The following is a 15,394-nucleotide window of genomic DNA, read 5'->3' on the forward strand; positions in this document are numbered from 1 at the left end:
TGGATCCAGGTATTTCAAGAACAAGCAGTTAAAGATGGCGGGTTCTATTTCATTCTCCGGGAGGAGGCCCCGAATGAATCGCAGGGTGTCCAATCCAAACAGGGGCAGCTCGTGCCTCGGGAGCGCGGCGGCGGCACTGGCCATGCTGGGGCTGCTGGCCGCGTGTGGAGGCGGTGCTGACACGGGAGCGGTGGGCGTCGCGGTCTCCGCGCCCTTGGCGGTCGACACCAGTCCCCCCCCGCCGACGGGCCGCTATGTGCTCGCGAGTGTGCTGAGCGGTCACTGCGTGGAGGCCGTCGCCGCCACCACCGACGGCGGCAAGGTCCAGCAGGCCCGCTGCGACAACGGGCTGAACCAGGCCTTCGAGGTGACCCTGGAGCCCGGGAGGGGCTACAAGCTCATCAGCGTGGGGACGGGCCGGGCGCTCGATCTGAATGGGGGCTCGATGGCGGAGGGGGCGCTCATCCAGCAGTGGAGCGACAACAACTCCCTCGCGCAGCGCTTCCTCCTGCGGCGCGATCAGGGCAACCGCTACAGCCTCGTCAACGCCGGCAGCGACAAGTGCGTGGCGATCGCCGGAGGGTCCACCGCACAGGGCGCCGGCTTGCAGCAGGCCACCTGCGACGGTCAGGCGGCGCAGCGGTTCCTGCTCTACCCACAGAGCGGCACCAGCCGTAGCGCCCTGGCCCTGGGCCAGTACACCCTGCGGCCGGTGCACTCCGGCCTGTGTCTGGAGTTGGAAGGCGCCAGCACGGCGGCGGGAGCCAAGGTCCAGCAGGGGACCTGCACCCAGGAGAACCCCCAGCGCTTCGAGGTGCTGCCCGCGGCGAACGGCTCCTACCAGCTCCAGAGTGTCCACAGCGGCCTGTCCTTGGACGTGAGCGGTGAGTCCACGGCCAGTGGAACGCTGATTCAACAGTGGGGCTATGCGGGCGGGGCCCATCAGCGCTTCACGGCGAGCGCCGTGGGCGATGCCTTCCTGCTCAAGGCCGTGCACAGCGGCAAGTGCCTGGACGTGAAGGACATCAGCGCGCAAGTGGGCGGACGGATCCACCAATGGGATTGCAGTGGCGAGGGCCAGCCGAATCAGCAGTGGAGGCTGGTGCCCGCGGCGCAGCCACAGCCTCCACCCGCTCCGTCCGGCAGCCCGCTGAAGCTCCCGCTCGAGCTCCTGGGCAACGGCTCGCCGCTGACCCCGACCGTCGCGGAGGCGAATCTGCAGGTGGACGCCAGCCGGATTGGGGGCGTGAGCCAGCTCTGGTGGCAGTGCCACCGCTGTGCCTTCTTCGGCGCCCCTGAGTTCGAGGCCACGAGCCAGCCGCCCACCAAGGTCAAGGCCAGCGTGCGCGTGCTGGGAGGCGTCGAGCCTTCCCAGGCGGGCAACATCCCCTGGGTCGACATCACCGACGCCACCGTCAGGCTGGCGGACGCGGAACGGGTCCAGGGCGGCTTGACGCGCGGCGGGCTCTACACCACCCGAATGAGCCTCGTGCTCGACGCCGCGACCAAGGCGCGACTCGTGGCCGCTCCCCGGACCAACCTCATCCAGTTCCGCTTCAACGGCACCGACGGCGAGTCCAACGGCTATCGCGTCCTCGCACTCCAATTACAGGACGCCCAGGGAATCAATCAGGCCAGCAATCCCATGCAGTTCGCCGACATCCAGGCAGAGAAGCTGGCCGGCCGGACCTGGACCGCCGACGTCACGGCGGGCGAGGCGCTCTGGCACGGGCAGGGCAGGCTCGCCAAATCCAGCATCGTTCCCCGTACCATCCAGGCCGCCTGCGCGTCCTGCCACGCCACCGACGGGCGTGACCTGCAGTACTTCAACTATTCCAACAACTCCATCGTGCAACGCTCGCGCTTCCACGGGCTGACCGAGGCGCAGGGCCGTCAGATCGTGGCCTACCTGCGCTACAGCCAGCGGGACGTGCCGCACGTGACCCAGGCCGCGCCGTGGAATCCGCCCTACCAGCCCGGGCCGGGCCTGGACGGCAAACCCATCATCGAGTGGGCGGCCGGGGCCGGCTTGAGCGCCGTGCTCGAGAGCCCCGCGCTGGCCTTCAAGGCTCTCTTCGGCAAGCCCCTGGATGACCAGCCCCTCAATCTCAGCCAGGCCGACGTCGATGGAGTGATGAACGCCCACGCCACCCTGAACGCGCGCGAAGTCGCCATGCCGCTGCAGTACCCGGACTGGAATGCGTGGCTGCCACCCATCCATCCGCTCGACGTCTGGCCCACCGGCGCCGACGCGGGCGGCTCCTTCGAGAACGGGGCGCGGTGGGCCCAGGGCAACCGCCAGGACCCCAGGGCCGGCGCCAACCGGATCGAGACCTGGCTCAAGGCCCACGCGAATCCCAACGGCCAGTATGGCGACTGGAGCCACCTGACGCCCGCCGAGCGCAACCAGATCCAGGGCTACTTCCAGCTCTCGGGCTGGGAGGCCTACAACTTCCTGGGCGGCGGCCGAGGCAACCACATCGCCCGCTCCGGCGAGTATGGCGCGCAGGTGGGGGCCCGCCTGCTGGCCCAGCGCGCCTCGTCCAGCACGACCGCCAGCGAGCCAAGTGCCTTCACGACCAACGCGTTCATCGAGCGCGCCGTCATGAGCATGCTGCACTGGAATGTCATCAAGCAGTGGGAGTGGGCCCATACCTACGGACTCGAGGGCAACCAGAAGTGGTTCATCGGGGACTACACCTCCGCCACCCAGAGCTGGAAAGGGAGGGGCGAGGCGCGTGGCTGGCCCTTCAACACGGTGAGCGTGTTCTTCCTGGCGCCGCACATGCTCTACCAGGCCGACGAGACCGCCTCGGGACAGGTCACGCGGGAGTGGTATCTGGCCTGGGAGCGCGCGAACCTCGCGGGCTCGTACTACCGGACCAACATCTGGTACCAGATGCAGGTCACCCTCAACCCGGGGGCCCAGGGCGACTGGGTGAACTTCTCCGTGGACTGGCCGTACCTGACCGGGTTCGACGAGATCCTGGCGAGCACCGTGGGGACCTCGACGCCCGCGCACGCGAACGCGGCCTTGCTGAGCAACATCCGGCTGCTGCAGGCCCGCATCAAGGGGGCGCAGTACGTCAACAACGACATCCCGCTCTACGTGGCGTCCGACACCGGCAACCTCATCAACAACCGGGGCCGCTTCGGCCGGGCGCAGGCCATGAAGCACCTGATTCCGGTCAACTTCATCGACCGGGCGACGACCCAGGGCACGGCGAGGACGCCCTTCAGCCAGTTCGATCAGCTCCAGCCGGGCCTGCACCTGAAGGTGGTCAACGGGGCGATGAACCAGTTCAACGCCCTGTTCGCCGACACGGCACCCGAGAACTGGAGGCGGTGCGACCCGGCCAACACGGAGCTGGGTGAGAGCGAGCCGTACGCCGGGTTCTCGTTCTGCGTGGACGCGACGAAGAAGCCGCTGGCGCAGCCCTCTCCGGGCACCTACGCCATGAACGTGGTGGATGGCCGGGCGACGCCCGAGCAGTTCCATCAGTACGGCCTCTGGAAGGTCACGCAGATGGGCGCCGAGCCGCAGCGCATCGAGAAGTGGAGGGCATGGACCCAGCGCCTCTGGCCTTGAGTCGGGCGGGGCCATGTGCGCGGCTCGGTCACGGGGACGCGAGTGGGCTCTGGTTGCGCTCGGGCAGCGAGGCCTGCTCGGACAGGACGGACGCGGGTTCCACGCCCACATCCGGGACCCACGCTTCGCCCTCCGCGTATGCGTTCGAGCGCTTCCGCGACACCCTCCCTCAGCGCTGAGGGCGCCACCAGAGGCCCTTCAAACCGGCCTGATCACACGCGCGCTTCGCCTCCTCGGAGAAGCAGTAGAAGAGCAGTTCGGGAACGAAGAACACGGGCGGAAAATCTCCGGGAGGCGGCCGGAGCTCAAGGTGCTCGGCTTCTTCCGCGCTCAGGTAATCTCGACCGCTTTGGCGGAAGGACACGCCCTCCACGAGAGTCCGACCACGATCCAAACAATCGAGCGACTCCGTCAGCTGGAGGATGACGAAGTTGTCATTGCGCAAGGTGGCGTCCTGCACCTGATGCCAGGTCCGGTACCCCGTGGTGCGATCCTGGACGAGGTGTTTGATCTTCTCCGCGTAGATCGTCACCGGGAGAAGCCGGTGGGGAAATGCGCGCACGGATTCGAGCACCCGCACCATCCGCTTGGAGATGAGCAGGACGTCCAGGGGGGTCGTGAAGAGGTGATCGAGCCGGGCCGCATGCTCCAGGTTCCCGACGAACTCGATGACCTCGGGAGCCCCGCACTCCCGCTGGTAGTCGACGCCAGGATGGAAGAAGGTCGCGTCCTTCGCGCCCTTGAAGTCGATCAAGGTCGCGTCATGGACGTCTTCTTCCTCGATGTGCGAGGTGTCGGCCGTCAGGGCGTAGATCATGCCGGGAAGGACTCCTCATGTGAGGGGCGCTCCAGCATGGCGAGCTTCCTGCCCACCACGATTCCATCCTCAGCGATTTCCTTGAGCACATGAGGGGGCAGCGGGTCGATGCCTTGAATGGCCTTGCGCAGCTCGGTCTCGATTCTCAGGAGCGTCTGGTGGAGTTGCTGGAGGCTGACCTTCTCGAGCGGGCCGAGGGCGCGCTGTGCGGAGGTGAGCTTGGTTCGGACATAGGCGCTGTACTTGGGGTGATTGCCCAGATGCATGAGTTGCCCTTCTGCGTTGGGGATGCTGGGCATGTCAATGATGTTTGTCCCACGATCAATGGTGTATCCCTTCAGCCGTTCAAGCGCCTCCAGGATGAGGGGATGGCTTTGGGCGACACCATCCGGAATCAGGTGGTGTAACTGGTTTCCGGCGCTGATGCGCGCCTCCGCGGCCTTGCTCGCGACCTCTCCCGCTGTTTCCTTGATGAAGTCCAGATAATTCTTGCGGTACCGACTGAACACGCTGATGCGGCTGGGGCCGTCCCCCTTGAGGGCAATCAGTCCTCGTTCCGTCACCGTCAGTTGCGCGAGTTCTTGAGATTGTCCCTTGAGGCGACGAAGTCGGAACGATTGAGGGCCTTCCTTGACGACATCCAGTACATAACCTGCTTGTTCCAGTTCTTTCTTGAGCACGGCGAACTCCAGCGTGCCCGGCTTCGGAACGGGACGTCCCACGAACGGCATGAGCGCCTCGCCGTTCGGCGCCTTCTCCAACAACCGCTCCAGTTCCATGTCATCGGGGAATTCCTTGGCTGGCTTTGTGGGCGTGTCCGTCGCGCTGGTGCCGTGAGTTCCTTGTTGGAGCACCGCGGCGAGCCCAGGCTTGGGACTCATGGCCATGGCCGTAGCCGTGGACGTGATACTTCCAGGTCGGAAGACGGGGACAGCCACCGCATGGCCGTTGCTGGACGCCACGGCCATGTACTCGAGTCGCGGAGGAGTGATCTTCACCCCGCGCGCCAGCGTCAGCCCGCGCTTGAAGTTCGATTTCACACCTGCTTTCGACAGCGCAGCCATGGCGATGCTCATCAGCATCTGGAGAAAGGACTTGCTGGCGGCTTCGAGTTGCTTGCTGTCCCCATGAGCCTTCCAGGCCTGCGTGATCCACTCCGTTGCGTATTTCAGGGCCTCGACTCCCGCGTCGATCATGTCCTTGGCGCCAAAGGCCGCTAGACCCAGTTGGATGAGCGCCGCCGCGAGTTGCGAGACCCCTGTGGGGACCGTCGCGAGGAAGGCGGATGCGAGCTCCGCCGTGATGAAGATCACCACGATGCTGACGATCTGCGGCAGATGTTCCCGGATGGCGTCCTTGTACTGTCCCGCGACGGACCCAAAATGCCTGGGCGAATCCGCTACGGACGTGATGATGTCGTCCAGATGCAGTCCTACACTCCTGGCCCTGGCGAGCAGGCCTCCCGAGAGGGAACCACTCTCCACCAGTCCTTGCAGTCGTTGGGCGAACGCCACGCTGACCAGCCAGATGCGATGCCCCTCGACGAGCCGGACGTCTCCGTTGATTTTCTGAATGCCTGCTCGACACGCACGCTGATTCACGTAGAGGACCACATTCTCGTAGTACCGCAGGTCTCGCCCCGGCTCGATTCCCTGCCGATAGCTGCGCGCGGCGATGGGTTCGAGCCTGTCCCCTCTTTTCACGTGGTGGAGCTTCGCGTTGGGCTCGGGAAGATCCGTGTTGATGCGAAACCCTTGCACGTAGCCGCTCAACAGCATGCCATCCAGATACGTGGTGACCTCCACCCAGTCAGGTCTGTTGGGATGCGCTCCCGTGGCACACACCCGGGTTCCAGGAGGAAGAGGTGCGCTCGTCAAGCACTTCGAACCAGGAAGCTCGGCTGGTAGAGTTCTCAAGTTTGTTCCGTCACTGTGATCGACGAATCCAATCCTGATGCTCATGGGCTCACCTGGAGTGTTGTGGAGTCGGTTGGCCGCATTCAAGCGCGACGAACAGGCCTTGTCCATGCCCCCCGATGACCGCTGGCTCGGCTCATGGCAGGGCGGACTGGGCAGGTGTGTACCCCAAGAAGGCTGCGCGGCCTATCCACCCGCTTGGCGCACTGCCCACACGTCCCACTCCGCGGCCCTCCTCCGCCTCTCTGCTCCAGCCCCCCTTCTACAGGCCGCCCCTTCGCTCCATGCTTTTCCGCTCCTGGCGGGCGCCCAACGAGCGGTAGGCGCCTGTCGAGGCCGGGGCGCCGGTTGGGAATGCTCGGAGCGGCGGCCCGCTCCAAACACTGATCGCCGACCGACACCGAGCAATTTCGGAACTTGACGGTTTCGGAACTAAATAGTATCGATACCGCCCGAGGTGAGTATGGCTCAGAACGATGACGATTCCGTCGAGGTCGCGCCTGCGCAGCCAGGACGCAAGCGAGACCCCTCGCGCGACGCCCAGCTCCTCGAAGCAACGCTCGAGGTGCTCGCGGAGGTGGGCGCGGCGGGCCTGACCATGGACCTCGTGGCCGCGAGGGCCGGAGCCGGGAAGGCGACCATCTACCGCCGATGGACGTCGAAGACAGAGCTGGTCATCGACGCCGTCGCGCACATGAAGCGCAAGCAGGTCGATCTCGAACATCTGCCCGACACCGGCACTCTCCGCGGAGACCTGCTCGGCCTGTTCAAGCCGCAGTCGCTCGAAGAAAGCGAGCGCAGGCTCAAGATCATGACGGGGCTCGCCTCCTTGCTCTCGCAAGACCAGGCGCTCGCCGACGCAGCCAACGCCGCGGTCGTCCAACCGTGGGCCGACGCGCACTTCGCGCTGATGCGGCGAGCGGTCGAACGCGGCGAGATCTCGGCGTCCGCCGACATCGGCACTCTGTCCCAGGTCATCCCCTCGATGGCCGCCTACCGAACCCTCGTCCAGCGCAAGCCGATCGACCTGGCCTTCCTCGTGTCGATGGTTGACGGAGTCATCGTGCCGGCCCTCCGGCGGCAGCCCTCCTCGGTAGCACTCGATTCGACAGGCCACGAACCTGTTCCCACCCCCTCACGGGTCGACGAATCCCCATCGCCCCGACGAGCCGCGAGCGTGCGGAAACGCTCGAAAACCTGAACCCGCATAGGAGAGAGTCATGACCGTAAGCGTTACCAACCACCTCAACTTCCGTGGCGATGCACGCGCGGCGCTGGAGTTCTACCAGTCCGTGTTCGGCGGTGACATCACCCTCGTCACCTACAAGGACGCGCACAGCGTCCAGGAGCCGTCCGAGGCGGATCAGGTGATGTGGGGCCAGGTCGCCGCCAAGAACGGCTTCCGAGTGATGGCGTACGACGTGCCGTCCCGGATGCCGTGGGACCCAGGCAAGAATGCATTCTTCGTCTCTGTCCGCGGCGACTCGGAAAAGGAAATCAGCGCGTTCTGGGAAAAGCTCTCCGTTGGCGCGACCGTCGCGCAGCCGCTGGCGCCGTCGGGATGGGCGCCCCTCTATGGCATGCTCAAGGACCGCTTCGGCATCACGTGGGTCCTGGATGTCGCTACGGAGTACAAGGCGCCCTGAGCCAGTGAAAGGGCCTGGCATGCACCCACCCGAAGCGCGCTCCTTCGAGACAGCGGACCAGCTTGAAAAGTGGCTGAAGGCGAACCACGCGACCCAGCGAGAACTCTGGATACGCATCTACAAGAAGGACTCGGGAACGCCAACTGTCACCTGGAACGATTGCGTCGTCGCGGCCCTTGCATGGGGCTGGATCGACGGTCATCGAAAGTCGCTCGACGAAGTCTCGTTTCTTCAACGCTTGACGCCACGCCGTGCCAGATCGAACTGGTCGAAGAGGAACCGTGAGCACGCCGAGCGTCTGATCGCCGAAGGGCGCATGCAGCCATCTGGCCTGGCGCATGTCGAAGCGGCCCGTCAGGACGGGCGCTGGGAGAAGGCCTATTCGGGGTCATCCGAGATGGTCATGCCGGATGACTTCCTCGAAGAATTGCGGAAGAACCGTCCCGCCCAGGAGTTCTTCGAAACGCTCGATCGCGGAAATCTATTCGTGATCTATCACCGCCTCCAGACCGCCAGACGCTTGGAGACCCGGAAGAAGCGAATACGAGACATGCTCGCGCAGCTGGCGCGTGGCGAAGCGTTTCACTGAAGCACATCACTTTCGGGCCCGCCCCCTTCTCATACGCATTCCGCATCAGATGAAGAGCGGCCTCATCTTCTGTTCCATATAAGAGATGAAGACCAAGACCTTCGGTGGCGTGAAACCGTGTTTCTGAAACACGAAATGAATGGGTGTGTCCTCCATCGACCACTCCGGCATGACGACCTTTATACGCTTCGCCTTGATCTCCTCCCAACAATTAGAGACAGGCAGGAGTGCGACGCCGGCGCCTTCCACCACCAGGGCTTTCACAGCAGACACATTATTCGAGAGAAACTTACTCTCTGGCTCGAAAGTTGTTCTCGAGGCTCCGGATTTCAACCGCCAACTTCGCATGGCAGGCTTGGGAACGAAGACCAGGCAGTCGTGCTTTTTCAGATCGCCTGGCTCCTGAAGAGAGGGCGAACGCTTGATATACAAGGGACTCGCCACCAACTGAAACACATCTCGACCGACTTTCTTCGCGCTCAGAGTTGAATCCAGCATCGGGCCAATCCGGATTGCGACATCGATGTTGTCATTCACCAGATCGAGAATTTTATCGGTCAGCATCATCTCGAGCGAGATTCTTGGATACGTCTCTAGAAATCCCGCGAGGAGCGGCGCGATCACGCTCATCGCGAAATCGGAAGGAGCTGTAATACGTAGGCGCCCTTGAGGTTCAGCGCCTGCTGCTTGCGCCTGCTCGGTCGCCTTTTTGATCTCCGACAAACCTCTCGATGACTGCTCGTGGAACTGTTTCCCCATATCCGTCAGCTGAAGGCTTCTGGTCGTTCGTCTGAGAAGAGTTGTTCCCAAGTGAGACTCGAGCTCGGCGATCTTCTTCGAGATTGTCGATTTCGTGACGCCAAGTTCTGTCGCGGCTTTCGAAAAACTGCCGAACTTTACGACCCGATTGAACATCATCACCGCATTCAGATCCACCTGGGTCCTCCTGGGACACTGTTCGCCTCGGGAAACAAAGCGTTCACTCTATAGCGCCTTATCGACCCCCCTCAAGCTCCGATAGGGTTGTGGGTGTCAAACAAGAAAACAAACAAACGAACTCAAAAGCAGCCGTATTGACGCTTGTCGCATAACAAGGAACAAAACCCCATGCATCCTGTGAAATCCACCGCCTCCCTCGCTGTCGCCCTCCTGCTCTCCGCCTGTGGCGGGCCCGCCACCGCTGAGTCGCTCGGGACCGCTACGGACTCCGCCGCGCTGACCTCCGCCTTCTCACAGGGGTGCACCTTCTCCATGACCTACCAGCAGACGAGCTCGACTTCGCATCCGCCCCTGTTCGAGCCCGTCATCACCCGACAGGCCTCTTCCACGTGCCCGTGGCCGAGCGCGAGTGTGGTGCTCGCGGGCTCGTACTCGGAGCCCGGTCTGTCGATTGCCGCGAACGACCTCGGGGTCGCCGTCAGCTACACGTACAAGTACTCGCCGAGCGGCTCCTCCGGCGTATACCTGGAGCTGCGGCACCTGACACCGGACACGCTATCGGTGGTGCGCTCCACGACGCTCTACGCGCATGACGCGTTCCGCTTCTCGAAAGTCTATCGCGGGGAGCTGTCTCTCCTGGCCGATGGCTCCACCCTCCAGGTTCAGGGTACCAAGGAAGGCACCATCCCGTTCGAGAGCGGGAACGGCTCCAACTACATCGCCACCTACCCGGACTTCTTCACCAGCACCACGACGCCCACCGTCGTGGCCTACTGAGACGCTCCGCGTTCAGGATGCGGCGTTTGGGAGTTGTCAGCCGCGCCACGCCCCTCGGAGGGCCGCCAGGTCCTGCCCCAATCCAAGCCGATTTCCACCCCAAGCCATGCTCTGGAGACGGGCACCGCCGCTCTTTATCGTCTGAAACATCATGACGAACTCAACGGCACACGGTCGCCGCGCTCTGGTGGTTGGACTGGGTATCAGCGGTATCGCCACGGCCATCCGGCTTCACAAGCTCGGCTGGGAGCCCGTGCTCATCGAGCGGGCACCGGAGCGCCGCAAGGGCGGCTACTTCATCGCCCTGTTCGGTACGGGCCAGGCGTCCGCCAAGCGGCTCGGCGTGATGGAGACCCTGGTCGATCGAAGCTCCCCGCAGATGCGGACCTACGAGATCGACCGGGGCAAGCGTCGGTACAAGGGCATGTCCTTCGTGGACGTGCCCGGCGCGCCACGCCCGCTGCTGCGCGGCGACATGGAGAATTCCTTGTTCGCCGCGTTGCCGAGGGACGTGGAGATCCGCTTCGCGACGGTCCCCACCCGCATCGAGCAGGACGGGCGCGGGGTCGACGTCACGCTGACCCACACCCAGAGCGGCACGAGCATGACCGAACGTTTCGACCTCGTGGTGGGCGCTGATGGCATGCGCTCGACCGTCCGCCAGCTCGTCTTCGGTCCGCATGAGAACTTCTTCTACCCGTTGAACTACATGATCGGAGCCTGCCTCCTGCGCAACCCCGTGCGGGGCTACGCCACGCACGAAGGACTCGTCCTGGCCGAGGCAGGGAGATCGGCGTGGGTCTTTCCCTTCGCGAATCACAACCCCACCGTGCTCTTCTCCTACCGCGTCGATGACGTGGCCGCGCAGTTCCGCGGCCGCCCCATCGAGTCGCTGCGCAAGGCGTACGGACCGGAACAGGCGGGGTCGGTGCTGGGCCAGCTGCTCGACGAGTTCGAGGCCGCGGACGAGTACCTGTTCGACTCGACCCATCAAGTGCGCATGAAGAGCTGGCACAAGGGGCGGGTCGTGCTGGTGGGCGATTCCGCGTGGTGCTTGACCCTGTATTCAGGAATGGGCGCGTCGACCGGTCTGGCCGGGGGTGAGCTCCTGGGCAACATGCTGGAGAAGCATCCAGACGACGTGGAACGCGCGCTGTTCCAGTGGGAGGAGAAGCTGCGCCCGTTCATCACCCACATGCAGCTCCATGGGCTGAAAACGAGGCAGTTCTTCACTCCGGCCAACGAGACTCAGCGAATCATTCGCGGAGCGACCGTGCGCCTCATGGGCAATCGACTGATAGGTCCGCTCGCCCAGAAAATACTCCGCAACAACAAGGAGACGATGCTCGACATCGTCGCGCAGGAGTCTCGTGCCACCGTGGCATGAGCGGGCGATCTTCGAAGGTCGAGCTCCCAGGTACTTCTGGCCGGACCAGGGCGCGCGGCCGCGAAATCCACCGTCACGCCCAATCTCGATGGCGTTACAGCTGGCCAATGCGGCTCAGCACCTGGGCGCACGCGGGGGCCACCTGCTCGGCCTCCACGAATTCGCGCCGCACGTGGGCCCAGCAAAACACCAGGCGCTGGGTGCCGCGGATCTGCTCATCACCAAGCCCGGGCCCAACACCATCCATGACTGACTTCACCCGTGCGCTGCGGGGAGTGGTACAGGAGCTGCTTGACGCCCCGGGACAATTGGTCTGAAAGGGCGTCCATGACGACGCCCGCCGCGCATCCCTCCCTCGTGTTGTGTGAAGTCGGGGAATCCGGAATCCCCCACCTGGAAAGTGTCTCGCCCTTCTGCCTGAAGGTTCACCGCGCGCTGAAGTACCTGGGCCTGCCCTACGCGCGTCGCCATGGCATACCGGTCAGCTTCAAGAAGTACCATCCAACCGGCCAGGTGCCCGTGCTCCTCATCGGTGAGCACGAGGCCGTGGGGGACTCCACCGACATCCTCGCGCGGCTGGAGTCACTCGCGGGGCGCACCTATCTGGAGCCCCGGGACGCGCGGCTCGCCGGGGAGGCCACGCTGTGGGAGGAGTACGCGGACAGCGCGCTGTCGGGCTTCCTCGTGAGCGCGCGCTGGGCCGACGAGCGCAACTGGCCGCGCCTCCGCGACAAGGTCTTCACCGGCGTCCCAGCACCGCTGCGCGGGCTCACCGGGGGACTGGTCCGCAATGTCATCGTGCGCAGGCTCGTGGCACGGGATGTCTGGCGCGCGGGTCCGGAGGAGTGCTGGCGGCGCTTCGAGCAGCAGCTCGACGCACTGGAGGCCCGAGCCCCCGAGGAGGGCTTCTGGTTGGGCCCCTTCTCTGTCGCGGACCTGGCCCTGTTCGCCCAGCTCTTCAGCCTCCGGCAGGAGTTCACCCCCTGGCAGAGCGATCAAATCTCCACGCGCTCCCGGCTTTCCCGGTACGTGGACCGGGTGGACGCGGCCACCCGCGGCCCCTGAACGGGCGGCCAAGCCGCCGCGCGGGCCCCTGGTCATCGTCGATGCATCCGGAAGTCCCAGCGGGTTGAGCGGGAAGGTCAGCCCAGCGTGGGGACGTCGAGGTCCTGCTGGCCGAGGTCCAGCCGCACGGGCTTGTCGTGCACCACCGGGCCGTGCCCGCCCTCGAAGGGGCCGCCGAAGCCCGGCTTGGGGGCGGGCCCCATCTCCAGGGGCTTGGGGAGCCGCGAGTCCTTGCCCACGAGCCGCTCCAGCTGCTGGGAGGCCCGGGCCTCGGCCTTGGGGCTGTTGGCGTTCAGGGTGTTGTCCACCGCGTCCAGGAGCTTGTCGGCCCGGACGAGATTCTGGGCGCCGCCCTGCTTGAGCAGTCCGCGCGCCTCCTGGAGCGCATCGCCCATCATGTTGTTGAGCCGCTTCTCATTCAGGGGCCCCAGCTTGTCGAGGCGGTGATCATCGAAGAGCGGCTTCACCATCGCCATGAGCGGCTCGGGCTTGTTCCGCTGGGCCACGCGCTCGCCCAGATCCTGAGAGAGCGTGTCCAGCCGCTCGCCCATGGCCTCGCGGGCGATGTTCTGCACCTGCTGCTGCGGGGAAACCGGACGCGTGCCCGGCCCGCGCAGGTCCATCAGGTCCGGAATCTGGAGCGGGGGGCTCAGGTTCTGGAGCGCGGGATTCAGGTCTCGGAGCTCGGGAGACAGCTGCCGCGGCGCAACGCCCGGAGCGAAGGTGTCCGACGGCTTGACCGCGAGCCGCTTGCTGCTCTCCACGGGGCTCTCGACCAGCGACGTCACGGCGCTGGCGGGCGTGGCGGTCTGGGTGTTCGCGAGGGTGTTGAAGGCGGGCTGGGGACGGTTCGACACGGAATGGATGGACATGGCGTGGCTGCTTTCGGGCAGAGCGGGTGAGGGGACCCAAAGCATCGCGCGTGCCAAGGCCTCGCTTCCGCCACACACGAGGCATGGAGCGCCCCTCCCCTGGGAAATCCAGCACTTGCGGCGGCGCCCCTCCCCGCGTGTCGTCCCGCGGCAGGGAGCGCGAGGTGATGACGGCTGTCACCATCGGGTGTCTGGTGTCTCCACCTCGCGCGTCCGCCTGGAGCGAAGACGCCGTGGAACCTCGTTCTGGATCTTCTCGTTTTACAAATCTGTCGGGTTCTCCCTATCTTGCGTCGCCAAATCGATCAGGAGAATGACATGACCCCTCGCATGCCGTGTGTCGCCCTCGCGCTCGCGCTGTTGCACGCCTCCCCCTCAGCCCTGGCCGCCTCGGGAGCCTGGGAGGCACAGACCTATCACGGCAATGCACCGGGGCTTGAAGCCAACCCGCTCAAGGGCTTCGTGCCGTTCGGCGCCGCCACCAACGGCTTTCCGTACAGCATGGAGTGGTACTACCTCCCGCTGAGTTCGCTGATGACGGGCGGCAACTCCTCGGCGGGAACCTACACCTACAACTGGACCGAGCTCGACAAGGCGATGGCCTCGGCCGCCAGCCGGGGCAATCAGATCGTCTTCCGCATCTACCTCGACTACCCGGGGCGAGCGGTGGCCACGCCCCAGTTCCTCATCAACGAGGGCCTGCCCATGAGGGCCTACTCGGACTACGGCAACAGCAGCGGCAAGGCGCCGGACTGGAACAACGGCAACCTGATCAAGGCGTTGGAGGCCTTCATTGGAGCGCTCGGCCAACGCATCGACGGGGAACCGCGCGTCGCCTACGTGACGGCGGGCCTGTATGGCTACTGGGGCGAGTGGCACACGTATCCCCAGGACGCGGACACCTCCGACGGCAAGCCCAACTGGGAGATGTCCCAGGCCAACAAGGACCGGCTCCTGGCCCGCTTCAAGTCCGCCTTCACACGGACCCATGTGCAGGTGCGCGACCCGCTCGCCAGCACGACGCACAAGCACGCCTTCGGCTACCACGACGACTCATTCGCCTTCGAGACGCTGCCGGGCGTGAGCTGGCATTTCTGGCCCAAGATGCAGAGCGCGGGCCTCACGGACAACTGGCGCACCCGTCCCATGGGCGGGGAGCAGCGGCCGGAGATGCAGGCCACGATGTGGAACAGCTGGCCCAATCCGACGGAGTACTACGGGGGCACGCCCACCGAGAACGAGGAGACCTCGATCAAGACCACGCATGCCACGTGGCTCCTCCACAACTGGCTCTTCAACAACCCGGTGAATGCCACGCAATGGAGCAATGCCCTGCGCGCGCAGAAGCTCTTGGGCTATGAGCTGTTCGTCTCCTCGGTGCGTCTGCCCAATCCCACGACGTCCGCCCCGCTGGCCGTGGACCTCAACCTCGAGAACCGGGGCGTGGCGCCCTTCTATTATGACTGGAAGGCGGAGTTCGCCGTCCTCAATGCCTCCAACACGTGGGTGAAGTCACTGGGGACGACCCAGCTGGGTCTGCCGGGCATCCTGCCTGGGAGCGCGGCCCTGACCAAGAGCTTCACCACCGCCCATGGGCTGAGCGCCGGGACGGGCTACAAGCTCATCCTGCGGATTGTCCATCCGCTCGCGAATGGAAAGCCCGTCAGCTTCGCCAACGCGAAGCAGGGGCAGGACCGGGCGGGCTGGTTGACGCTCGGCACCTTCGATGTGACGACGCGCTGAGGGCGAGGAACAACGGCAATCACATGACGGCCTGGGTCGAAACGGGGACGGACA

The 15,394-nt window shown here is 65.0% G+C and carries 13 protein-coding genes; 8 read left to right on the top strand and 5 right to left on the bottom strand.

Features of this window, described 5'->3' with window-relative positions; genetic code table 11:
* The first annotated feature begins 73 nt into the window (after nt 1-73).
* Entirely contained in the window at nt 74-3,589 is a 3,516-nt protein-coding gene (locus MEBOL_RS13600) for an RICIN domain-containing protein (protein WP_170115502.1), read from the top strand.
* 169 nt (nt 3,590-3,758) lie between these two features.
* On the opposite strand, the gene MEBOL_RS42120 is transcribed toward MEBOL_RS13600, so the two are convergent.
* The gene (locus MEBOL_RS42120) at nt 3,759-4,406 is read right to left on the bottom strand and encodes a hypothetical protein (protein WP_179956413.1); all 648 of its coding nucleotides are present in this window, start codon (nt 4,404-4,406) and stop codon (nt 3,759-3,761) included.
* Entirely contained in the window at nt 4,403-6,211 is a 1,809-nt protein-coding gene (locus MEBOL_RS13610; RefSeq protein WP_179956414.1) for an AHH domain-containing protein, read from the bottom strand. The genes MEBOL_RS42120 and MEBOL_RS13610 overlap by 4 nt, the downstream gene beginning before the upstream one ends.
* A gap of 574 nt (nt 6,212-6,785) precedes the next feature.
* Here MEBOL_RS13610 and MEBOL_RS13615 point away from each other — a divergent pair.
* From MEBOL_RS13615 to MEBOL_RS13625, 3 genes are read left to right on the top strand one after another with little or no spacing between them, the layout of a single operon-like run.
* Nucleotides 6,786-7,523, top strand: coding sequence for a TetR/AcrR family transcriptional regulator (locus MEBOL_RS13615; protein WP_095977833.1), 738 nt, complete (start codon nt 6,786-6,788; stop codon nt 7,521-7,523).
* Nucleotides 7,524-7,542: 19 nt separating this feature from the next.
* Entirely contained in the window at nt 7,543-7,968 is a 426-nt protein-coding gene (locus MEBOL_RS13620; RefSeq protein ID WP_095977834.1) for a VOC family protein, read from the top strand.
* A gap of 19 nt (nt 7,969-7,987) precedes the next feature.
* Nucleotides 7,988-8,557: a YdeI/OmpD-associated family protein gene (locus MEBOL_RS13625; RefSeq protein ID WP_095977835.1), complete on the top strand. Its 570-nt coding sequence runs from the start codon at nt 7,988-7,990 to the stop codon at nt 8,555-8,557.
* A 45-nt stretch (nt 8,558-8,602) separates the two neighbouring features.
* Here MEBOL_RS13625 and MEBOL_RS13630 read toward each other — a convergent pair whose 3' ends face one another.
* Complete coding sequence (locus MEBOL_RS13630) at nt 8,603-9,493, bottom strand: LysR family transcriptional regulator (RefSeq protein ID WP_095977836.1); 891 nt, start codon at nt 9,491-9,493, stop codon at nt 8,603-8,605.
* A gap of 171 nt (nt 9,494-9,664) precedes the next feature.
* Between MEBOL_RS13630 and MEBOL_RS13635 the strand changes: the two genes are divergently transcribed.
* Both MEBOL_RS13635 and MEBOL_RS13640 read left to right on the top strand, forming a co-directional pair.
* Nucleotides 9,665-10,273, top strand: coding sequence for a hypothetical protein (locus tag MEBOL_RS13635; RefSeq protein ID WP_095977837.1), 609 nt, complete (start codon nt 9,665-9,667; stop codon nt 10,271-10,273).
* Between the two features lie 187 nt (nt 10,274-10,460).
* Complete coding sequence (locus MEBOL_RS13640) at nt 10,461-11,660, top strand: FAD-dependent monooxygenase (protein ID WP_218920899.1); 1,200 nt, start codon at nt 10,461-10,463, stop codon at nt 11,658-11,660.
* Between the two features lie 94 nt (nt 11,661-11,754).
* Here MEBOL_RS13640 and MEBOL_RS41105 read toward each other — a convergent pair whose 3' ends face one another.
* Nucleotides 11,755-11,907, bottom strand: coding sequence for an IS66 family transposase (locus MEBOL_RS41105; protein WP_157774937.1), 153 nt, complete (start codon nt 11,905-11,907; stop codon nt 11,755-11,757).
* A gap of 80 nt (nt 11,908-11,987) precedes the next feature.
* Here MEBOL_RS41105 and MEBOL_RS13645 point away from each other — a divergent pair, with 80 nt between their 5' ends.
* On the top strand, nt 11,988-12,725 hold the full coding sequence (locus MEBOL_RS13645; protein WP_095977839.1) for a glutathione S-transferase family protein: 738 nt from the start codon (nt 11,988-11,990) through the stop codon (nt 12,723-12,725).
* 77 nt (nt 12,726-12,802) lie between these two features.
* Here MEBOL_RS13645 and MEBOL_RS13650 read toward each other — a convergent pair whose 3' ends face one another.
* Complete coding sequence (locus MEBOL_RS13650) at nt 12,803-13,597, bottom strand: hypothetical protein (protein WP_095977840.1); 795 nt, start codon at nt 13,595-13,597, stop codon at nt 12,803-12,805.
* Between the two features lie 318 nt (nt 13,598-13,915).
* Between MEBOL_RS13650 and MEBOL_RS13655 the strand changes: the two genes are divergently transcribed.
* Nucleotides 13,916-15,340 carry a DUF4832 domain-containing protein gene (locus MEBOL_RS13655; RefSeq protein ID WP_095977841.1) on the top strand — a complete coding sequence of 475 codons (1,425 nt, stop codon included), beginning with the start codon at nt 13,916-13,918 and terminating at the stop codon, nt 15,338-15,340.
* The last annotated feature ends 54 nt before the right edge of the window (nt 15,341-15,394 follow it).

This window comes from Melittangium boletus DSM 14713, from assembly GCF_002305855.1.
In the GTDB taxonomy this organism is placed as follows: Bacteria; Myxococcota; Myxococcia; order Myxococcales; family Myxococcaceae; genus Cystobacter; species Cystobacter boletus.

Excerpts from the sequence above, each read along its gene's own strand:
- MEBOL_RS13600 (WP_170115502.1), top strand. The coding sequence starts at position 74 with ATGAATCGCAGGGTGTCCAATCCAAACAGGGGCAGCTCGTGCCTCGGG.
- MEBOL_RS42120 (WP_179956413.1), bottom strand. The coding sequence starts at position 4,406 with ATGATCTACGCCCTGACGGCCGACACCTCGCACATCGAGGAAGAAGAC.
- MEBOL_RS13615 (WP_095977833.1), top strand. The coding sequence starts at position 6,786 with ATGGCTCAGAACGATGACGATTCCGTCGAGGTCGCGCCTGCGCAGCCA.
- MEBOL_RS13620 (WP_095977834.1), top strand. The coding sequence starts at position 7,543 with ATGACCGTAAGCGTTACCAACCACCTCAACTTCCGTGGCGATGCACGC.
- MEBOL_RS13625 (WP_095977835.1), top strand. The coding sequence starts at position 7,988 with ATGCACCCACCCGAAGCGCGCTCCTTCGAGACAGCGGACCAGCTTGAA.
- MEBOL_RS13635 (WP_095977837.1), top strand. The coding sequence starts at position 9,665 with ATGCATCCTGTGAAATCCACCGCCTCCCTCGCTGTCGCCCTCCTGCTC.
- MEBOL_RS41105 (WP_157774937.1), bottom strand. The coding sequence starts at position 11,907 with ATGGATGGTGTTGGGCCCGGGCTTGGTGATGAGCAGATCCGCGGCACC.
- MEBOL_RS13645 (WP_095977839.1), top strand. The coding sequence starts at position 11,988 with ATGACGACGCCCGCCGCGCATCCCTCCCTCGTGTTGTGTGAAGTCGGG.
- MEBOL_RS13650 (WP_095977840.1), bottom strand. The coding sequence starts at position 13,597 with ATGTCCATCCATTCCGTGTCGAACCGTCCCCAGCCCGCCTTCAACACC.
- MEBOL_RS13655 (WP_095977841.1), top strand. The coding sequence starts at position 13,916 with ATGACCCCTCGCATGCCGTGTGTCGCCCTCGCGCTCGCGCTGTTGCAC.